This is a genomic window from Candidatus Avelusimicrobium aviculae, from assembly GCF_949292495.1.
Lineage (GTDB): Bacteria > Elusimicrobiota > Elusimicrobia > Elusimicrobiales > Elusimicrobiaceae > Avelusimicrobium > Avelusimicrobium aviculae.
Genome location: NZ_CASEZB010000016.1, coordinates 47,678 through 69,629, shown reverse-complemented (window position 1 = coordinate 69,629; position 21,952 = coordinate 47,678). Strand labels below are relative to the sequence as shown.

General features: G+C 49.9%; 11 protein-coding genes, 2 tRNA genes and 1 pseudogene. 13 read left to right on the top strand and 1 reads right to left on the bottom strand.

Translation table 11 applies throughout. The features are described 5' to 3' along the window. From argS to nagA, 6 genes and pseudogenes are all read left to right on the top strand, one after another. Positions 1–1,590, top strand: a complete 1,590-nt coding sequence (argS, locus tag ACQY33_RS03705) for an arginine--tRNA ligase (RefSeq protein WP_428074060.1) — start codon at positions 1–3, stop codon at positions 1,588–1,590. 112 nt (positions 1,591–1,702) lie between these two features. Further along, positions 1,703–7,645 carry an alpha-2-macroglobulin family protein gene (locus ACQY33_RS03700; RefSeq protein ID WP_428074058.1) on the top strand — a complete coding sequence of 1,981 codons (5,943 nt, stop codon included), beginning with the start codon at positions 1,703–1,705 and terminating at the stop codon, positions 7,643–7,645. Between the two features lie 110 nt (positions 7,646–7,755). Then, a complete protein-coding gene (gene ptsP, locus ACQY33_RS03695; RefSeq protein WP_428074056.1) occupies positions 7,756–10,266 on the top strand; it encodes a phosphoenolpyruvate--protein phosphotransferase in 2,511 nt (836 codons plus the stop codon). A 14-nt stretch (positions 10,267–10,280) separates the two neighbouring features. After that, positions 10,281–11,726: pseudogene (gene nagE, locus ACQY33_RS03690) on the top strand (N-acetylglucosamine-specific PTS transporter subunit IIBC); the annotation flags it as partial. Between the two features lie 5 nt (positions 11,727–11,731). Beyond that, positions 11,732–12,547, top strand: coding sequence for a glucosamine-6-phosphate deaminase (gene nagB / locus ACQY33_RS03685; RefSeq protein WP_428074054.1), 816 nt, complete (start codon positions 11,732–11,734; stop codon positions 12,545–12,547). A 1-nt stretch (position 12,548) separates the two neighbouring features. Continuing rightward, on the top strand, positions 12,549–13,718 hold the full coding sequence (gene nagA / locus ACQY33_RS03680; RefSeq protein WP_428074052.1) for an N-acetylglucosamine-6-phosphate deacetylase: 1,170 nt from the start codon (positions 12,549–12,551) through the stop codon (positions 13,716–13,718). An 82-nt stretch (positions 13,719–13,800) separates the two neighbouring features. Here nagA and ACQY33_RS03675 read toward each other — a convergent pair whose 3' ends face one another. Further along, positions 13,801–14,436 (bottom strand): redox-sensing transcriptional repressor Rex, encoded by a 636-nt coding sequence (locus tag ACQY33_RS03675; RefSeq protein ID WP_428074050.1) that lies wholly within the window; start codon positions 14,434–14,436, stop codon positions 13,801–13,803. Between the two features lie 195 nt (positions 14,437–14,631). On the opposite strand from ACQY33_RS03675, the gene adhE reads away from it, so the two are divergent. The 7 genes from adhE to ACQY33_RS03640 all read left to right on the top strand — a co-directional run bounded on the left by adhE (position 14,632) and on the right by ACQY33_RS03640 (position 21,759). Beyond that, positions 14,632–17,274, top strand: coding sequence for a bifunctional acetaldehyde-CoA/alcohol dehydrogenase (gene adhE, locus ACQY33_RS03670; protein WP_428074048.1), 2,643 nt, complete (start codon positions 14,632–14,634; stop codon positions 17,272–17,274). Positions 17,275–17,620: 346 nt separating this feature from the next. Next, positions 17,621–17,965 carry a MerR family transcriptional regulator gene (locus ACQY33_RS03665; protein WP_428074046.1) on the top strand — a complete coding sequence of 115 codons (345 nt, stop codon included), beginning with the start codon at positions 17,621–17,623 and terminating at the stop codon, positions 17,963–17,965. Between the two features lie 38 nt (positions 17,966–18,003). Then, positions 18,004–18,078 (top strand) — tRNA-Pro (locus ACQY33_RS03660). A gap of 15 nt (positions 18,079–18,093) precedes the next feature. Further along, positions 18,094–18,169: transfer RNA gene (locus tag ACQY33_RS03655), tRNA-Pro, on the top strand. Between the two features lie 483 nt (positions 18,170–18,652). Then, positions 18,653–19,675 carry a hypothetical protein gene (locus tag ACQY33_RS03650; protein ID WP_428074044.1) on the top strand — a complete coding sequence of 341 codons (1,023 nt, stop codon included), beginning with the start codon at positions 18,653–18,655 and terminating at the stop codon, positions 19,673–19,675. A gap of 15 nt (positions 19,676–19,690) precedes the next feature. Beyond that, the gene (locus tag ACQY33_RS03645) at positions 19,691–20,587 is read left to right on the top strand and encodes a hypothetical protein (protein WP_428074042.1); all 897 of its coding nucleotides are present in this window, start codon (positions 19,691–19,693) and stop codon (positions 20,585–20,587) included. Further along, complete coding sequence (locus tag ACQY33_RS03640; RefSeq protein ID WP_428074040.1) at positions 20,584–21,759, top strand: DUF4424 family protein; 1,176 nt, start codon at positions 20,584–20,586, stop codon at positions 21,757–21,759. The genes ACQY33_RS03645 and ACQY33_RS03640 overlap by 4 nt, the downstream gene beginning before the upstream one ends. The last annotated feature ends 193 nt before the right edge of the window (positions 21,760–21,952 follow it).

Below are 21,952 nucleotides of genomic sequence, written 5' to 3'. Positions count from 1 at the left end.
ATGCTAGATAATTTAAAAAACGAAATTAATTTAAAATTGACCAGCGCGCCTTATTTCCAGGGGCATGATTTGCCCAGTGTGGAATTTGCCCCGGCGCCCGCCCATACGGGGGCGGATATTTCCCTTTCGTGGGCTATGGCCTGCGCTAAAATTTTGCGCAAAAGCCCGCTGGAAATTGCCAAAGAAGCCTGTAAAGTAATCCGCGAGACCAACGCCGTAACGGACGCGCAAGCCGTTGCCCCCGGGTTTATCAACATCACGCTGGATGATTCTTTTATTATTAAATCCGCCATAGACCGCCGCATCAAATCCCGCGAGGCGGAAGACTGCAAACACCGCATTTTAATTGAATTTGTGTCCGCCAACCCCACCGGCCCCTTGCATGTAGCCAGCGGGCGCGGCGCCAGCTTGGGGGACAGTTTGGTAAAAATCCACCGGGCCCTTGGTTATTGTTGTGACAGCGAATATTATGTAAATGACGCCGGAAACCAAGCCGAGCTGTTGGCGGCCTCCGTCAAAGCGCGCAAAGAAGGCAAAGAACCGCCGGAAAACGGCTACCACGGTTCCTATATTATAGACCTGGTTAAACAAATGCCGGCGGATTTGAAAGAAGAAGACTACGGCCGCTGGGCAATGGAAACCTTAATTAAAACCCAGCAGCAGGACATGAAAGATTTTCACGTAGATTTTACCCGCTGGTTCCGCGAGTCTGACCTTCATGAAGACCGCGCCCCGCAAAAAGCCTTGCAATACCTGACCGAAAAAGGCTACACCTATGAAAAAGAAGGCGCCATTTGGTTCGGTTCCACCAAGGACGATGAAGCACAGGACGATAAAGACCGCGTTTTGGTACGCAAAGACGGCCGCCCCACGTATTTTATGGCCGACATCGCCTACCATAAAAATAAATACGACCGCGGCTACGACGAACTGATTGACATTTTAGGAGCGGACCACCACGGTTATGTGCCCCGCATGAAAGCGGCGGTGCACGCCTTGGGCCATAAAGAGAGTTCCTTTGTGCCCATTATTCACCAACTGGTCCACTTAACCGAAAAAGGCGAACAGGTAAAAATGTCCAAACGGGCGGGGCATTTTGTTACCCTGCGCGAATTGATGAACGACGTAGGGACGGACGTCTGCCGGTTTTTCTTCGCCAGCCGCACCCCCAACGCCCACATGCTGTTTGACTTGGATTTAGCCAAAACCCAATCCAACGAAAACCCCGTTTTTTACGTACAGTATGTACACGCGCGCATACACTCCATTTTCCGCGCGGCGCAGGAAAAGAACATTAAAATGACCCAAATCCGCGTGCCGCTGGCCCCGCAGGAGCGGGCGCTCTTGCTGAAACTGGTGTGGTTTAAAGAAGTGCTGCGCAACTGCATACGGGATTTAAGCCCCCACCATTTAACCACCTATTTAACGGAATTGGCGGGCTTATTCCACGCTTTTTATGATACCTGCCGCGTATTGGACGAGCAAAACCCCGAAGTAACCGGTTCGCGCTTGTTTATTTGCCAACGTGTGGCGGAACGCATTAAAAAAGGCTTGGAATTTATCGGCGTAAGCGCACCGGAAAAGATGTAGTGCGCCGCGCGCCATATTTTTAAATATTCGGAAAAATCTCTTTTTATTCCATTAGGGAAAAGAGATTTTTCTGTCTATATATCGTTTTGGAAAAGTAAGGGAGGATAACTTCATGAAAAAATTAGTATTTTTATTTGCCGGGCTTTTACTGTCCGCCGCGCTTTGGGCCGCTCCCAACGCCGCAGATGACGCTTTTGAAGAAGGCCTTTTTGCCCAAGCGTTAAAAAGTTACCAAGAAGAACTCCCCAACGCTTCGTCCGACGCGCAACGTTACAAAATCCAGCTGCGCATTGCGGCCTGCCAGTATATGCTGGGCCAATACGCCCAAGCCGCCAAAACGGTATATGGCTACGAACTTCCCGCCCAGCCTTTATGGAAAGCCCGCTTTCTGCTTTACCGCATCCAAACCGGTGAACGCGTAAAAAACACATATTCCCCCTTGCTTCCCGCCTCTGAAGAGGAAAACGCCTCCGGCAATTTAGAAAAGTGGACCGCCTCCCAGTGGGAAGAATCCCTTACCAAAGATTACAAAACCCTTTGGTCCCTGCGTGAAACGCTGGCCAACGCCCCCATAGAACAGGAAACGCTTATTTTATCCGTAAAAGACACCGATACAAAACGCATTCCCACTTTGTTTGATTTTGTTTTAAACAAATGGAAAGAATCCCTTTCCTCTTCCGCCCGTCCGGCCCCGTTAGCCAAGGCGGAAGATTTTTTGGCCCAGCCTTTTGCCGAGCAAGAAGATAACGCCTCCACCGTAAGCCAAATAGCTTCCCTTCTCAAAACCGGGGCGGAATTAGACGGCAAAAACCGCCAAAACGCCAAACTTTTTTGGCGTACGGAATTAATTACCCTCCCTTTTGATTACCCGCAGTCTTTTAGTTTTAAAGACAACAAACAGGCGGCGCTTACCGCCGCGGACAAGCTGGATGAAATTTCCGGCTTTAAACCGGCCAAACGCGGCTGGTTCGGGCGCATAAAAGGTTTTGTGGCGCCGGAAAAAGCCACCTATGGCAAAGCCTACGCGGCTTACCGTTCCGCCCGCTTGTATGAACAGGCCGAAGAATATGAAAAAGCCGTATCCGCATGTAATTTTGCCGCCCAAAAGTTAGACGATAATTACTACTCTAAAGCCTGCGCAAACCTGGCTGCGGAAATACAAGCCCCATCTTTAATATTGTCTTCCCCGGTCATGAACCAAAACCCGCAGGATTTGACCTTAAAAGCCACCGCGCGCAATATAGAACAGATTTTTGTACGCATTTACCCCGTTACCCGCGCCCAGCTGCAAAAATACGGACAAACCCGCTGGAACCGGACATTAAACTCTTGGAACCACTTAACCACACTTAGCGATACCGCCCTGCGTGATATTTTATCCCAGCAAACTCCGCTTAAATCGCTTTCCGGCAAGGTGGAATATCCCGCCAAACACGCTTTTAAAGAAACGGATTTAAAACTGCCGGAACTTTCTTCCGGCTTCTACGTAATAGCCGCCGCGCGGGAAGAAACCTTTAACCCGGACACGGCCCCCGTAGCGGCAACCGTTTTAAATGTAACGGATTTGGCCTTGTTTGTAACCTCCGCCATAGAGGATAATCCCGATAAATACACCTCTTTGTTAAACGCCAAAGCCAATACGTATACGCCCAATATCTTCCGTGTATACGCGGTAAATCTAAAAACCGGCCAGCCCGTGGAAGGCGCGTCCTTAGATATGTTTACGGAATGGAAAGGCACCCGCAAACAAGGCTATACGGACGCTAACGGCCTGTTTAAAATGGCCCAAAAAGTAACGGTAAACTCCACCCGAGGCAACAGTTCCTATTTTATAAACCCCTTGGCGGTAAAAGGAAAAGATACGGCTTTTACGTCTTCGGCGGTGTATTTCCATTTTAACCAAGAAGACCCCGTGCGCTTATTTGCCCAGACGGACCGCGCCATCTACCGCCCCGGCCAAAAAGTGCAGTTTTCCGTTAACGCGTTTGAAAACGTGGTACGCGGCCTGCGCACCCTTACCGGCCGCAGCGTACAAGTGGAAATACGGGACGCGAACTACGCCAAAATTTACACCTCCTCTTTGGATTTGAACGACATGGGCACCGCCGCCGGCGCGTTTACGCTGCCCGGCCAAACCCTGCTTGGCAACTTTACGCTGCAGGCCACCTTAAACGCCGGCAAAGGCACCTACCGCACTTACGCTTATTTTAAGGTGGAAGATTACAAACGGCCGGATTACGAAATTACTTTCAACCAGCCTGAAAACGCTTTTGAATACGGCAAAACGGCCGAGGTAACCGCCAGCGCCAATTATTATTTTGGAGCGCCGCTTCAAAAAGCCCAGGTAAAATACACCATATACCGCACGGATTTTATACCGCCGTTCTTTTGGTGGATGCCGCGCGCCTATTTCTTTGCGCAGGAAGAATTCATCGCTTCCGGTTCTACCCAAACGGATGAAAAAGGAGCCTTTAAAATCACCTTTACCCCCCAGCCCGGAAAAGACGCGGCCCAGCCTTCCCGCTACACCGTCAAAGCACAAGTGTATGACGAAAGCGGACGCGTAATAGAAGCCCAAGAAACATACAAAGCGTCTGACAGACCCCACTTCTTTGACGTGCAGTTTACCCAAGGTTTCTATGACGCCAAGACCCCGGCTTCTTTGGCCCAAATCAAACTAACGGACATCAACGGCAACCCCGTTTCCGGCAAAGTGACCGTGAAAGCCGCCCGGCTTGAAAATAAATTAAATGAAGAGGATTTAAACTCCCCCATCGCGCCGGACGACGGCAGCTTGTTAGACCGCGTATTTACCAATAACAAAGAAGAAGAACAAGCTTTCACGCAGGAGCTGGACCTGCGCCAAGAAACCCAAGCCACGCTGGAAATGCCCCCCCTGCCGGAAGGCATTTACCGCTTAACGCTTTCCAGCCCCAAAGCGGCGGACTTAAAGTTGATTTTCCTGGTGGCGGAGGAAGAATCCTCCCTGGCTCTTCCCAGCGTAGCCATTGCCCAGCATGAAGAATACCACCCCGGCGCTTATGCCAAATTTTTAATTGGCGCGGGGCAGCTCAACGGCCCCAAACAAGTGGAAATTTACGCCGGCAAAGATTTCTTAGTAAACACACAGCTCGCCAGCAAAGGGGTAAACATCTTAACCGTTCCTGTGGAAAACGAGTACCGGGGCGGGTTTGGCGTGCACTGGTTTGGCGCGTCTGACTATAAAGCATTCCAAAACAGCGCGTTTGCCGATGTACCCTACGACAACAAAAAATTAAGCCTCACTTGGCAGGGGGCTCCGTCCGTACTGCCCGGGGAACGCGTAAACTGGACGTTAAGCGCTAAAGACGTTACCGGAACGCCGGTAGAAGGGCAAGCCAGCATTACCGTGTATGACAAAGCCTTGGATTATTACGCCAAGCCGGAAACGCGCCTCACGCTAAACAATTTATTTCCAGAGCAGCGCCCTATGGGTAATTTTACCAACAGCTTGTTTAAAGCGCCGGTTACGGCGGCTTCCGGTCCGGATGCCCGCTTTAAACAGCCTTTTGCGGATAATTATCCGCTGCCGCTGCCGCAGTTGAATTTAAACCCGGTGTTTCGGATGTATAAATCCGCCGTGATGAATACGTCCCGCGCCGTAGCCGGAGGGATAATGCCCAAGGCCGCGCCCGCGCTGGCTTTTGCCCAGGCGGACGCAGCCGTCGCCACGGCGGAAGAAAGCGCCATGGCCCGGGATACCGCAACCGCAGTTCCCTCCGCCGAAGAGGAAACGCCCTCCTCCGCCGTACGTACGGACTTTAGGGAAACCGCTTTCTTTAGCCCCACCGTACCGGTGAAAAACGGCAAAGCGCAAATATCTTTTACTATGCCGCAGGCGCTTAGTGAATGGAACATTTTGGGTTTTGTGCTTACCCGATCGGTTGATTTGGGTTCCTTTACCGCCCAAACCGTTACCCGCAAAGATTTTATGGTCCGCCTGCAGCTGCCGCGCTTTTTGCGCGAAGGGGACAAAACCACCCTGCAAGCGGCGGTAACCAACTTATCCGGCAAAAAAATCAGCGCCCAAGTGGAACTGGCCCTGCGGCAAAACGGGGTAGACGCGGCCAAAGCCTTTGGCATTAAAAAAGCGCAAAAAGAAGTAAGCGTAGGCGCGGGAGAAACGGCTTTTGTATCGTGGGATATTACCGTGCCGGAGGGCACGGAAATTACCGATATTACCGCCACCGCCCGCTACGTGAAAGAATCGGACGCGGAATCTAAATCCATTGCCGTACTGCCCGGGCGTGAACGCCTGCTTGCCACCGCCAACGCGGTTTTAAAAGAAGGCAACAACACCCTGCAGCTTACGGAAATGAAATCCGTACAGGACGCCCAGCCTCAAACCGCCGTTTTGCAAATCAACCCCAGCTTGGCGCTGTCCGTGTTTAACAGCGTGCCGAACTTACTGGTAAATAAACATGAAGACCTTGTCAGCCTGCTTAACCAATACGTTCCGCTGGCGGTTGTTAACCGCTTCTATGAACAGTACCCGGAAATGAAACAAGCCGTTTCCCGCCTGCCGGCGAGAGGCACCGTCACCCCGGTGTGGGACGCGCAAGACCCGCTGCGCCTGGAGTTACTCAGCCAGACCCCGTGGCTTACCATTTCCCAAGGGCGCCAAGCGCAGGAAGGGGATCTCGTCAGCCTGTTTGAGCCGGAAACCCTGCGCCGCCAGCAAACCAAAACTTTAACCGCGCTGAAAAAATACCAAAACGCAAACGGGGCTTTCTCTTGGCTGCCCGGCGGCCGGGATGACGAATACTTAACGTTGTTTGCGCTGGATATGTTTGCCCAAGCCTTGGCTTATGGGGCGGACATTCCGCAGGATATGGCTAAAAAAGCGTACGCTTTTGCCCAGACCTCCGTATCACGCCGCTTGGGAGAGGTAAAAACCCCATCGGGGGCGGACGTGGCCCACACCCTGTACGCGGCTTACGTGTTAAGCGCTTTCCCGGCGCAATGGCAAGAAGTGCAAGCCGCCCAAAAAGACATACGCGGCTGGGCGCAATACGCGGAAGAATACTCCCGCTTTATGACGCCCTTGGGGCAAATTTACGCGGCCAATATTTTCCACCGTTTGCAGGACGACACCAAAGCCCAAAAATACTTAAATATGGTGTTGGACCAACTGCAGGAAAACGAACTCACCGGAGCCTATTTCGCGCCGGAAGCCCAAAGCTGGATTTGGTATAACGATACTTTATCCACCCAAACCGTTACCCTGCAAACCTTATTGGATATCCGCCCGGAGGCAGAACAAATCGCCCCCATGGTGCGCTGGCTGTTGTTTAACCGCCAGGCTAATGAGTGGGGGTCCCCGCGCGCGGCATCCCAAGCGGTATTTACGCTGCTGAACTATCTATCCAAAAAAGGCTTAATGAATCAAGAAACCAACTACAGCGTAAAATGGGGTTCCGTAGAGGAAAACCTATCCTTTAAACCGTTTGACTGGACGGAAGACCCGCGTTACGTGCGCCGCGGGGATATAGACCCCTCTTTCTACAAGGCAGACATTGCCAAACAAGGAGGAGCGGAGGATTTTGCCTCTTTATCCGTGGTATACACTACGGCAAAAGCAAAACAGTCTCCCAAAGGGGTCATAAATGTAACGAGGGAATATTTCTTAAAATACACGCAGGACGGCGTAGCCAAACTGCGCCGTCTGGAAGATTTAACCCCCGTTAAACCCGCAGACGAGGTGGAAGTACACCTGACCGTAACCACGGACAGCGCTTTTGAGTACGTCCTCTTGTCTGACCCCAAACCCACCGGGTTTGAAAACGATGCCCTGCTTTCCGGCTGGACGGCCAACCCGCTTATTATGTATCAAGAGTATAAAGACGCGGCCACCAATTTCTACATTAATTGGCTGCCTGCGGGTACGGTGGAGTTTACCTACACCCTGCGCCCCACATCGGCCGGGGAATACCGCGTACCGGCGGCTAAAATACAGTCTATGTATGCGCCGCAGTTTGGGGCAAACAGCCGCTCGGAACTGTTACGGGTAGATTAAAAATTATGTTTCTTCAAAACCCCGCTTTTACAGCGGGGTTTTTTATGGACGCCTCTCTTGAAATAGCTTCAGAATATACTATAATAGAGGAAACTGTTTAAGGAGTTTTCATGTCATCCGTTTTGGAACTTTTCTCCCCGGCGGACGGTTCCATCTTTCCGCTGGAACAAGTGCCGGACCCCGTATTCAGCCAGCATATGCTGGGCAACGGTTTCGCCATAGACCCCGCTAAAGGGGAAGTTTTTGCCCCCTGCGGCGGTATTATCACCAACATTAACCCCAACAAACACGCTTTGGTCATTACCCAAAATGGTTTTGAGTTATTAGTCCATATCGGGGTGGAAACGGTTTCTTTAAAAGGAAAAGGTTTTACCCTTTTGGTAAAACAAGGGCAAGAAGTAAGCCCAGGCCAACCGTTGTTAACCTTTGATTTGGATTTTCTAAAAAAATCGGCCCCTTGCGCTTGGATTATCTGCGCCGTTACCGCGCCGCAGGATGCTCCGGTAGCGGTATTAGCTTCCGGGCGGGCGCAAAAAGGACAAAAAATAGCCTCCGCCGGCGAGACGCAGCCGCAGCACTCGCCGCAAAACGCACAAGACGACGCGCCGGTTTTTCTTAGTGAAAAAATTTGCATCGTAAACCCCAACGGCCTGCACGCGCGCCCGGCGGCCGTGCTTGCCAAACTGGCCGCCCAGTTTGATTTTTCCCTTTACCTTGTAAAAGGAAATGAAAAAGCCAACGCCAAAAGCATTATGGAAATCATGGGCCTGGCTTTAGAGCCGGGAGAAACCATCCTACTGCAGGCCCATACTCCCGATGAAAGCCGCGCCCGCCACGCGCTGGAAAAACTAACCACCGCTTTAAAAGAAGGCTTGGGGGAAAATGAAACCAAAATAAACCAAGCCGCCAGCCAACCCGCCTCGGTGGATTTTTCCGTTCCTGTTACCTTAAAAGCGCTGTGTGCCTGCGCGGGGCTGGCGCACGGAACGGCTTGGAAGTTTACCGCCGGGGAAATACCCTTTGAAGAAACGGCAAACAATATCCCGCAGCAAGAAGAAATTTTTCAAACCACTTTAGCCGCGCTGGAAAAAGAATTACAAGAGGAGGCAGCTAGGTCCCCCAGCAACGCCGCCAAAGAGATTTTATCCGCCCACTTGTTTTTATTAAAAGACCCTTTTTTGCTGGCCCGTTCCAAAGAAGTCATCTCCCAGGGGAAAACCGCCTCTTTCGCTTTTAACGAAGCCATACGCGCCAGCATTGATTTGCTGAAAAAAACCCAAAACCGCTTTTTAATGGAACGCATCGCCGATTTAAAAGACCTGCGCAAACGCGTTTTGTTAAAAATAAGCGGCAAAGAAGAAACCCCCCCCGCTTTTCCGGACGGGTGCATTGTGTTTGCGGAGGATTTGCTCCCGTCTGATTTAAGTTTTTTTGACGCCCATGTTCGCGGCGTGGTGCTGGCGCAAGGCTCTCCCACGGCGCACAGCGCCATTATGCTGCGCAATATGGGCATACCCACGTTGGTGGCCGCCGGGGACGCCGTTTTAAACGTTCCCTCCGGCAGTAAAACCTATCTTGACGCGGCTGAAGGCCTTTTGTTTATAAATCCTTCCGCCCAAGATGAAGAACGTCTAAATGCTAAATTTACGGAAAGCGCGCGCAAAGAGGCCGAACTGAAAGCCTCCGGCCAAGGCCCTGCCCTCACTAAAAACGGACTGCGTATTTTGGTGGGCGGCAACGTCAGCAATGAAAAAGAAGCCCTTTACGCTTACCAAAACGGCGCGGATACCCTGGGGCTGGTACGCACGGAATTTTTATTTTTACAAGGCACAACAACTCCCCCATCGGAAGAAACCCAACTGGCCTGTTACCAGCAAATTGTCAACGCCATGCACGGGCGCCCCGTCACCCTGCGCACGCTGGATATTGGTGGGGACAAACCGGTGGAATTTGTCCGCCTGCCCAAAGAGCAAAACCCCGTACTGGGGCTGCGCGGGGTACGCACCTATGAGCTTAACGAGTCCCTTTTCCGCGCGCAAATACGCGCCATGCTGCGGGTAAAACCGGCGGGTGTGGTGCGCATTATGCTGCCCATGATTTCTTTTATAGAAGAAGCCGCCCTTATGCGCCGTTTAATTAAAGAAGAACAACAAAACCTGGGCATAGAGGCCCCATTAGAAATAGGGATTATGGTGGAAGTTCCCTCCGCCGCTTTACTGGCCGAACAATTTGCCGAAGAAGTGGATTTCTTTTCCATCGGCACGAACGACTTAACCCAATATACCTTGGCGATAGACCGGGGACACCCCTCTTTAGCCGCCCGGGCGGACCATTTAAACCCGGCCATACTGCATTTAATCGCCGCCACGGGCCGCGCGGGCAAAAAGCACCACAAGCCCGTAGCCGTTTGCGGCGCCATGGCGGGAGACAGCCAAGCCGTTCCCCTGCTTGTGGGGCTAGGCGTAACCGAACTGGCCGTATCGGCCCAGGCGGTGGGAAAAATAAAATCCATCGTGCGCGCGCTGGACGAAGAATTCTGCGCGCAAGCGGCCCAGCAGGCCCTGTCTTTAAAAAACGCAAAACAAGTGCGTGCATTTGTACATAAAACTTTTCACATTTAGGAGAGAAAACAACTATGACCGCCATCAAACGCTTTTTAGCTCCCGCCGGGCGCGGCCTGGTACAATTGGGCAAAGCCCTTATGCTTCCTATCGCCGTACTGCCGGTGGCGGGGCTTTTGCTTCGCTTGGGACAGCCGGATTTGCTGGATATCGCTTTCCTGGCCGCCGCCGGGAACGCCGTCTTCAGCAATTTACCCGTTATTTTCGCGTTGGGCGTAGCCATCGGCTTTGCGCATGAAAACCACGGCGCCGCCGCCTTGGCCGCTTATGTGGGCTATGTGATACAAACCTCCGCCTTAAAAGTGCTGGATCCTTCCTGCGACATGGGCGTGCTGGGCGGTATTATTGCCGGCGTTACCGCCGGCCTGCTGTATAACAAATACAGAAATGTACAGCTTCCTTCTTATTTGGCTTTTTTTGGAGGGAAACGTTTTGTGCCTATCATTACCGGGGGGGCTTGTTTGTTAATCGCCTGCGCGGCTTATTTTATTTGGCCGCCTATCGGTAAAGCCATTTCCGCCTTTGGGGATTGGACGATACAGTCCGGCAATATCGGCCTGTTCTTTTACGGCACGGCCAACCGCTTGCTTATCCCGCTGGGTCTGCATCACATTATTAACAATTTGGTATGGTTTCAATTTGGGGAATTTACCGCTCTGCAAAACGGAGTGCAAAGCGTGGTGCAGGGGGATTTGACCCGCTTCTTTGCGGGAGACCCTGCCGCCGGGGCGTTTATGGCGGGGTTCTTTCCCATTATGATGTTTGGCCTGCCCGCCGCGTGCCTGGCTATGATACGCACGGCGGACACCGCACGCAAAAAAGCCATTGCCGGGTTGCTGCTGTCCATGGCGCTGACTTCTTTTTTAACCGGCATTACGGAACCGATAGAATTTTCTTTCATGTTTTTGGCTTTCCCGTTATACGTTTTGCACGCGGTGCTGACGGGAGCCTCTTTAGTAATCATGAACATGTTAAACGTAAAACTGGGTTTTACGTTTTCCGCCGGCCTGTTTGATTATATTTTAGGATACGGGCTGGGCACCAACGGCTGGTATTTGCTGCCGGTAGGCCTGGCTTACGGCGTGGTATATTATCTGCTTTTTGTGTGGGCCATACGCAAATGGGATTTAAAAACCCCCGGACGGGAAGATACTCCCCCCGCCGCTGACGCTCCCTCAAACGCCCAACCGGAAACCCCAAACAACGCCCCTTTGCCGCAAAACAGCCGGGCGGCGAAATACGTGGCCGCCTTAGGCGGGAAAGACAATTTAAAAACCATAGACGCCTGCGCCACCCGCCTGCGCCTGGAACTGGCGGACCCTTCCCAAGCAAATGAATCCGCTTTAAAACAATTAGGCGCGCGCGGCGTAGTAAAAGCCGCCGGGGGAAGCGTGCAGGTCGTCATCGGCCCGGAGGCGGACTTGCTGGCCGATGAAATAAGACAATACGTCAAAAGAGGTTAACTATGAAACTGGCTCTTGCAAACATCAACTTGGGTTTATGGGCCGCCGCTTACATAAAACAAACGGCCGAAAGTTTTTTATCCGCACACCCGCAAGAGCCGTTTACCCTAGGGCTTCCCACCGGAGGCACCGTAACGGATATGTACGCCAATTTGCGTTTGTTTTACCAAACGGGCGCGCTGGATTTTTCCCCTTTCGTTACGTTTAATATGGATGAATACGCCAACCTGCTTCCGGCCCACCCGCAAAGCTACCACAGCTATATGCAAAGGCATTTATTTTCCGGCGTCAACATCGCCCCGCAAAACCGCCATATTTTAGACGGCATGGCCACAGACCCGCAAGCCGAATGCGCCGCCTATGAAGCGGCTATCCGCCAAGCGGGCGGTATCCAGCTTTTTGTAGGGGGCGTGGGCAGAAACGGACATTTGGCCTTTAACGAACCGGGCTCCCCCTTTACCTCCCGCACCCGCAAAGTGGAATTAACCCAAGACACCCGGGAAGCCAACGCCCGCTTTTTTGGACACCGTTTAGACAAAGTGCCCACCCATGCGCTTACCATTGGGCTGGGAACCCTGTTGGACGCGCAGGAAATACTGATTTTAGCCGTAGGCAAACAAAAAGCGCAGGCTGTAAGCACCTTTACCCAAAGCGAACCGACCGTTTCCTGCCCGCTTACAGCTTTAAAACTGCACCCCAACGCCATGTTGCTGATGGACGCGCAAGCGGCTTCTTTACTGCCCAAAGACCTGAAAAAATATTTTGATGATCTGCAAACCAAAAACCCCGAGGCCGCCATCTACTGCCTGGAACTGTAAAATGAACAAACTTTTTATACTCAATGTGTCCGCCGTGACGGACAGTGAAATAAAACCCCAGCATACTTTGGTGGTGGAAAACGGGTATATATCCGCCCTGCTGCCTAACAGCCAGGTGGAAGAACTCCCGGCGGACGCCCAAATACTGGACGCCTGCGGCGCTTACGCCGCCCCCGCTTTTATAGACACACACATACACGGATACGCCGGTTTCGGGCCGGAAACCGCCCGGGAAGAAGATTTGCTTGAAATGTCTTTGGCGTTAGGGACCTGCGGCGTGGGCGCTTTTTGCCCCACGCTGTATTGCGGTACGCCCGAGCAAATGCTGCGTATATTATCCGCCACGGCAGGCGCGTTTGGAAAAGAAAAAGGGGCAAAACTCATCGGCTTTCACCTGGAGGGGCCTTTTATCTCCCCCGCCAAACCGGGCGTTATGAAACCCCAGGATATTCTCCCCCCGCGCCCGGACTTGTTGCCTAAATTGTACGAAGCGGCCCAGGGGCATATTGCCAATATCACCTTAGCGCCGGAACTGCCCGGGCTGGAACCCATTATCTCTTTTTGCAAAGAACACCATATTCTTATGCAGGCGGGGCATACCAACGCCACGTATGAGGAATTTTTACAAGGCGCGCGCCAAGGCGTTACCCACACCACCCACTTGTTTAACGCCATGAGTCCGTTTACCCATAGGGCCCCGGGCGCGGCGGGAGCGGTGCTTATGCACCCGGAAATATCCTGCGAAATCATTGCGGACGGCGTACACGTACACCCGGACATAGTGGGCTTTTTGGGCCGCGTGAAACCGCCCCAAAACATCGCTTTGGTAACCGACGCGTTAAAACCCACCGGCCGACCCCAAGGGCCCTTTACCGCCAACGGGGAAGAAGTGGTGCTGGAAGGCGGCGTATGGCGGCGCAAAACGGATAAAGTGATAGCGGGTTCTGCCTTAACCATGCTAAAAGGAGTGGAAAACTTAACCCGTTTTGGCTTTAGCCTGCCGCAGGCGGTTGCCTGCGCTGGGGCCGTGCCGGCGCGTTTGCTGGGCTTGGCGGGCAGAGGCTCCTTAGCCCCCGGCCAAACGGCTGACGTGGTGCTTTTTGACAAGCAGTTTAACCTGTTTAAAACCATACTAACCGGCCGCCTGTTTGACCCGGCGCCCCATCATTAATACACCTATCAAAAAGTTTATGACATCTACAAAAAACCCCGGCCTAGTAAAGCCGGGGGTTTTATTTAAATACGGATACTATTTAACGTTTCAGCTTGGCGCAAAGTTCCGCCAAGCCGGAGGAAATATCTTCTTTCTGCACCACCACATCCGGCGGAACGGTTAGGTTTACGGGGGCAAAGTTCCAAATTGCTTTTATGCCCGCGTTAACCAAGGTATCCGTTATGCCCTGCGCGGCGGAAGCGGGCACGGTAAGTATGGCTATTTTTAAGTTTAATTTTTCTATCACCGTAGCCAGCTGGGCCGTATGATAAACGTGTACGCCGTTTACCTCGGCGGAAACTTTTTCCGGGTGGGTGTCAAAGGCGGCCACAATTTCCAGCCCGTGGTTTTTAAATCCCTGAAAGCCAAGCAGGGCGGACCCCAAATGCCCCACCCCCACCATAAAGGCTTTGTTTAAATTGTCCCAGCCTAAAAACTTTTCTATGGCGGCTATGGTTCCGGCCACTTTAAAACCGGCGCGCAATTTGCTGGGGGCCCCCACAGCCTGCAAATCTTTCTTAATTACAATAGGCAAAAGCTGTGTTTCCTGCGCCAACGCGGTGGAAGACACCAACTCCCTCCCGTACCCGTGCAAATTATAAAAAATACGCAAATACTGGGGCAAACGGCGGATAGTTTGTACGCTGATTTCTTTTTTATGATGAAAAAAGCCCATATTTCCTCTGAGAAAAAACATTTTTTGTGGATATTACAATATCTATAATATATTTTTTAAGGCTTAATTTGTCAAGTTCTTAAAAATATATTGTATATACAATATTGACAATATTTATAGCAATATATAAAATATAGATATAAAAATATCCAGTAAAGTATAAAACAGGATATTTTCACAAGGAGAAACCAAATTATGGCGGAAAAGAAACAAACCGCGCCGGCCCAAGCCACAGCCGAAGAATTGTCCATGCTGGACAAAATCGTAGACAAAGTGAAAGCGGCCCAGCGCATTTACGCAACTTACACGCAAGAACAAGTAGATAAAATTTTCCGGGCCGCGGCCATCGCCGCCGCGCAGCACCGCATTCCGTTATCTAAAATGGCCGTGGAAGAAACCGGCATGGGGGTAATGGAAGATAAAGTGATTAAAAACCAATTTGCCTCTGAATACATTTACAACCAATATAAAGACACCAAAACCTGCGGGGTACTGTCTGACGATGACGCTTTTGGCTACCGCCAAGTGGCCGAACCTATCGGCGTAATAGCGGGCGTAATCCCTACCACCAACCCCACTTCCACCGCCATTTTTAAAAGCTTATTGGCGCTTAAAACCCGCAACGGGATTGTATTTTCCCCCCATCCGCGGGCCAAAAAATGCACCATTGAAGCCGCCCGCCTGGTGTTGGAAGCGGCCGTAGCGGCCGGCGCGCCGGAAGGCATTATCGGCTGGATAGAAAACCCCACCATGGCGCTTTCTAACGCGCTAATGCACCACCCGCACATCAATTTAATTTTGGCTACCGGCGGCCCGGGCATGGTAAAAGCGGCCTACTCTTCCGGTAAGCCGGCTATCGGCGTAGGGGCGGGCAACACCCCGGCCGTTATTGATGCCACCGCCAATATTAAAATGGCCGTCAGCTCCATTATCATGAGCAAAACCTTTGACAACGGCATGATTTGCGCCAGTGAACAATCCGTAGTGGTGGAAGATGCCGTATACGATGAAGTAAAACAGGAATTTATCGCCCGCGGATGCCATTTTGTAACCGGTAAAGACCGCAAAAAATTGGCTGAAACCATTGTGGTCAACGGGAAATTAAACTCCGCCATTGTGGGCCAAAGCGCGGAAAAAATCGCCCAAATGGCCGGGATTAAAGTACCCGCCGGAACCAAAATTTTAATTGCGGAAGCCGCCGCCGTAAATGACGAAGAAGTCTTCGCCCGGGAAAAACTTTCCCCCGTGCTGGGCTTTTACCGCGCCAAAGATTTTAAACACGCCGTAGACTTGGCACGGGATTTAATCCTGTACGGAGGCGCCGGACACACCTCCGTCTTGTATACGGATGAAGCCAATGAAGAGCATATTGATATGTTTAAAGATATGCCCACCGCCCGCACGCTTATTAACATTCCTTCTTCCCAGGGCGCTATTGGGGACGTGTATAACTTTAAATTGGCCCCCTCCCTTACCTTGGGCTGCGGCTCTTGGGGTGGGAACTCTGTCAGCGAAAACATTGGAGTAAAACACCTTATGAACGTAAAATCCGTGGCGGAACGCCGCGAAAATATGTACTGGTATAAAGTACCTTCCAAAATTTATTTTAAACGCGGCGCACTCTCCCAAGCTATGGCGGAATTAAAAGACAAACAGCGCGCCTACATCATTACCGATAAAACCATGGAACAGCTGGGCCATGTGCGCGCCGTGGCGGACGTTTTGGAAAGCCAGAACATCAAATTCCGCGTGTTTTCCAACGTATTGCCGGACCCGAACATCACCAACGTGGAAGAAGCGTTGGCTATTGCCAATTCCTGGCAGCCGGATTTAATCATCGCCCTAGGCGGCGGCAGCGCCATTGACGAAGGCAAAATGGTGTGGTTAATGTATGAAAACCCGGACACCAGCTTTGAAGACATCGCCATGCGCTTTATGGATATCCGCAAACGCATTTACGCGGCCCCGCCGCTTGGCAAGAAAGCTACTATGGTGGCTATCCCCACCACCTCCGGTACCGGTTCTGAAGTGACCCCGTTCACCATCATCACCGATGAAAAAACCGGCACCAAATACGCCATTACGGATTATGCCTTAACCCCGGATATGGCCATTATTGACCCGGAATTTGTGCTGGGTATGCCTAAAAGCTTGACGGCTTTCTCCGGCTTGGACGTACTCACCCACGCCATTGAAGCCTACACCTCCGTATACGCCACCAACTTTACGGACGGCCAAGCCTTAGAAGCCATGCGCTTAGTGTTTAAATATTTGGAAAAATCCTACACCTTAGGCGCCAAAGACATCAACGCGCGTGAGAAAATGCACTACGCCGCCACCATTGCCGGTATGGCGTTTGCCAACGCCTTCTTGGGGCTTTCCCACTCCATGGCGCACAAACTGGGGGCCATGTACCACGTTCCGCACGGGTTGGCCAACGCGCTGCTGCTCTCTTACGTAATTGAGTTCAACGCCACGGATAAACCCACCAAACAGGGCTTGTTCCCGCAGTATAAATACCCGTTTGTAAAGGGACGCTACGGCAAGATTGTGGACTTTTTGCTCCCCCACAACAACTTGGGTGATGACAAAGACGCCAAAGTGCAAAAACTGATTGATATGGTGGAAGATTTGAAACACAAACTCAATATCCCCCGCTCTATCAAAGAATACGGCATACCGGAAAAGGAATTCTTGGATAACTTGGATAAACTTTCCGAACTGGCCTTTGACGACCAGTGCACCGGCGGAAACGCCCGCTATCCGTTAATCAGCGAAATTAAAGAACTGTACTTAAAAGCTTACTACGGCGAACCCGTAAAACACAAAGCCAAATAAGTATCAATAAACAAATATTAGCCGCAACGGAATTTGATATCTGCTGCGGCTTTTTATTTTGTTAAAATTCCGGCAAAGATCATTTTATAAATATATCCAAAGGCCTTGTCGGCCTTCCGTCTATTTTGTATCACTAAAAGAAATAACACGTATATAAAACCGCTTTATGTTTCATACCCCCACCAAAAGCCAAACATATTTTATTTTCTAACGGAGCGGAGGCCTTACAAACTTTATTATCTTCTCCAACAAACAAGTATTTATATTAACTAATCCCCAATATTTTTATTCTAAAGAGCGTGACCAATGAAAGTCAAACAAAAGCACAAATTGATATAATAAGAATATGGGACTGGAAGAACTGGAACAAAAAGATTATTTTTCTATAGGAGATGTAAAACGCATTACTGGTGTGCCGGAATACTCCGTGCGCTACTGGGAAGCGGAATTTGGCCTTATTAAACCCATACGCAAAGAAAGCGGCCACCGCCGATATACCAAAGAAGACGTTTACACTATCCTAAAAATAAAAGACTTAATCTACAAACATAAACTTACCTTAGAAGGGGCAAAAAAGCAATTAGGCAAATATCAGTTGCCAAATATATCAAATAAAGCCCCGCAGCCTCATACAGATATTAAGTTTCTGACGGAAATTAAAGAAACGCTGGAAGATTTAATAAAAGAATGATAAAATATAAAGGTGGTTGAAAGAAACCACCTTTATTTCGGGGAGTGGCTCAGAGGTAGAGCGCTCGCTTGGGGTGCGAGAGATCGCGGGTTCGAGTCCCGCCTTCCCGACCATTTAAAATTATTATACGGGGCGTAGCGCAGATGGTAGCGCGCACGGTTCGGGACCGTGAGGTCGTGGGTTCGAATCCCGCCGCCCCGACCATTTAGAAAGGCACTTCTTACGAAGTGTCTTTTTTGTTACCCTTATGGCCCGGCTCCCGTCGGAAATTCCCCACCATTTTTATACATTCCCGTCCCAGAGAGCTTTTAGAGATACAACAAAAAGGACCTTTTCCGGGCTTTTTCTCTAACGGGGGAATAGCCCTCATCGCCTTCTCAACTATTCAAAAAAATTATTCAGAATCCTATTATTATTTTATATTTGTCTATATCATACCAACTCATTTTTTCTATTGCCTACTTCATCCCTTACCTTTATAAAAACTTGACTTTTATAACTATTTTATACTATAATATATTTATAGATATTTCCTGCCGTACAATCCTTTTTAGTTTTTCTTTACAGCATAGCCCGCTTTCAGGCGGGCCGTTTGGCGCCGTCCCTTCTTCTGCCCAAGGGGCTTTCTGTTACCTCTGTATCTGCGCCTTCCGTTTTGACGTATTATCTCACCTCAGGACTAATTATATGCCAAATCAAAACAAAACCCTTCATCCGCTGCGCCAAAATATATCGGAAAGACGTCTTCAAGAAATAGAATATTTAGAACGCCAGCAAGCCCTTCAAGACAGTTTTTCCACCCGTATGTACGGCAAAAAAGATTATTCTAAAGAACGGGAAAAGATTCAACAAGAACTGGGGGGCAGTTCTTCCCCCCAAAAACTCCAAGTAGGAGAAAAGCCTTCTGAACAAGATTTACAAGCAGGCAGGCATTCCCAACTGCCCGGCACCCGGTCCCCCGCAAAGCGGTTCTGGGATATTGCCGACGAACAGACCGCTAAGGAAAACTACCCCAAAACGCCTATTGCCGTTGGTAAAGAAATCAGCCGGTATAAACGTGAAAATCCCGATGAGTATGCTTCCTATTTGAAAAAATGGCAAGACGACCAAAAAAGCTGGCAGGAAATAGACCAGGATATTCAAGACGGTAAGCTATCCAAACAAGATATTTCTCCCGCCCAATGGGATACCATTTTAAATAAAAGCCAAAAAGAATTAGACGACAAACAAGACCCTCAAAAGAACCCAGAGCAAAAACCTTACTGCAACATCTATGCCCGCAACAGACTTCTTCAGCAAGGTATCTATATGGAACCCGACAAAAACGCAAACCAAATGATTGAAGATATGGATAAAAAAGGTTCCGGCTGGGAAAAACTGCCTAAAAAAGTAGATGCGCTGGGCCATTCTACCGGTAAATTAGACCACCAAGAAGCCCAACGCCGCGCCGAAGCCGGCGGCACGGTGGTGGCCACTTATCACAATCCCAATAATGCCGAACATGGGCATATCGTACTGCTAAACCCCAAAGCAGGGATGAAGCGCTCCGGCAAATGGGGAGGAGAAGTACCTTCGGTAGATGGATATAATACAGACACTAAACAAATAACCGAAGGAGGCTCTTTAAGTGAACAGTTTAGCACGCCGCGGGAACCCCATATGGATTACTATGAATACACGGGCCCTAAAAAAGAAAAGGAAAAAGAATAAATGTATAATAAAAAGATGAAACATTTATTTGCGTTATTTTTGCTTAGTATATGTTGGGTAAGTGGGCAGGCCGATCCCCTGCCCACCAATCAGGAGGATACCCCCAAAGACACAGAAGCTGTCGTTTATTCCCGCTTCCGAATGTTTAATATGCCTAAACCAGATGAGAACGGGGCCTATGTATTAGGAGAATTTACCTATAACAATGAATGGACGGATTACTTTATAAGAGAAAATAATTTATATTTTAATTGGTCCGGGACTCTTTATTTTCATCTTATCCCGGCAGCCCCCCTGCCTATCTTGGAAAGTTTTCAATTGTGGCAAGATAATTACAAAGAATTTGAGAAACAATTTTTAGCAGAATTTGCCGTCCCGCATTTAGACGGAAAGAATTTTTCGCTTCCGTGCGGGGAAAATTCCTCGGTAGAATTTATAGAGCAAATCAAAAAGGGCGCCCCCGGAGAAGAAAATGACGTATTTTACAAAATCATCTGGCATAAGGACGGGAAACAACATACGTTTGCCCGCGAAGAATGCCCCGTCCCGGTGATAGATTTTCCACCCGGCCAATTTGCTTATTGCGACGAAAATATACTCTATTATGACGGCTTTGACGATTTCCCCTGGCCGGGAAGAAATAAAGCCCGGCGCGGCATCTTCTTTTGTGATTTACAAAACCACACCCGCGGGGCTTATGCCGCCACCCCGTACGAGACAAAAGAGAAATCCGCCCTCTATCCCTATAACCCCATTGGAATACCGGGTACAAATTGGATTTTTTATTTGCAGGATTCCGAAGGCTCCCCCCGCAAAAGCCAGCTTGTGGTGCGCCCCAAACTAACGCCGACACAAACGGAAAAAGCCGTCAAAGAATACCAAACTTTTATTCAAAAAAATACTAAAAAATGAAGAAATTATTGTTCATTCTGCTCATTTGCCTTTTCTGCATGTCCGCCCGTGCCAACGACACTTCTGGCACTGTGTTGCCCACGGGAGGAGTAGTGTTTGAAAAACAAGACGGCATTAAAATGAAAACCGAGGCACTCTATATTCGCCCCGGGCAGATAGAAGTAAATTATCTGTTTGAAAACACCACGGACAAAGATATTACTACCCAAGTTTTCTTCCCCCTGCCCCAAATGCCAGCCGTAGAGACTTTCCCGCAAGGCGACCTTGCCCATGATTATGAGTTTAAATTATGGGTCAATGACAAGCCTGTAAAATATGAAAAAAATTGGACTATTCTAAGCGGTGAAACAGACATTACAGCCCTTGTCCCCGTCCTCTTTTATACAGAGGAAGAAATCATCTCTGAAGCGGAATTAGCCCGCCGGGTTGAAATGTTGCAGCCGAAAGAACGACAGCCTTTTATTGATAAAAACATCTTAAAATACGGTTGGATTCTAGACCCAGTCAGAGGAGAAGTGCAAGCCTGGGAAATGACAGACGCGTGGCAGAAACAACTTTCTTACTCTTGGCAGCAAACATTCCCGGCAGGAAAAACCGTTTCTGTCCGGCATACGTATGTTCCCACGGCAATGACTACAAATGTAGGTACGCCTTTTTCTAAGTGTATAGATGAAGATAGCCAAAAATATCAGGATTTCGTATTTATACCGAAAAAAGAACGCACCTATTCCTGGCAGCACTTAGACGCCCAAGATTATGTGGAATACATTCTCACTACCGCCAACAACTGGCAAGGCTCCATAGAAAATTTTAACCTGCTAGTGGAAAGCCCGCTTAAAAGCGTGGGCTGCTTTGACGGCGAGGCCTTTTACGGCGGCCCATATTTTGCCGTCAACCGCCAAAAATATACGCCTGAATGGGATATATCCGTGGATTTTATAGCAAAAGGGAGTATTGCCCGCCCATACCGCCCCAGAAGCGAACCCGTTCTCTACCGTGTAGACGGACCCGCCAACGTGCGCAAGGAACCCAACGGAGAAGTGGTCGGAGAAATGAAAAACGATACCTATGTTTGGGTCTGGCCCGGGGAAAAACAAGGCAACTGGTATCCCGTTTTGCAAAATAATTTACAGGGATATACGCACAAACAAAATTTAATAAAAGTATTTTAATCCCTGTTTTTCCCTGTTCCAGGGGATAGGGAATGTATATGCAAAGGCAAATCCTCCGTATAAAATAAGCGGGGCACTCACTTTCCCGCCCACATACAAAGGGCAAATTTTACGGTTTTTCCCTGTATTTTGCCTGATAAACAGGGATTTGACTTTCCCCCTCTTACCGCCTTTGGCAGTCCGCACGCCGTAT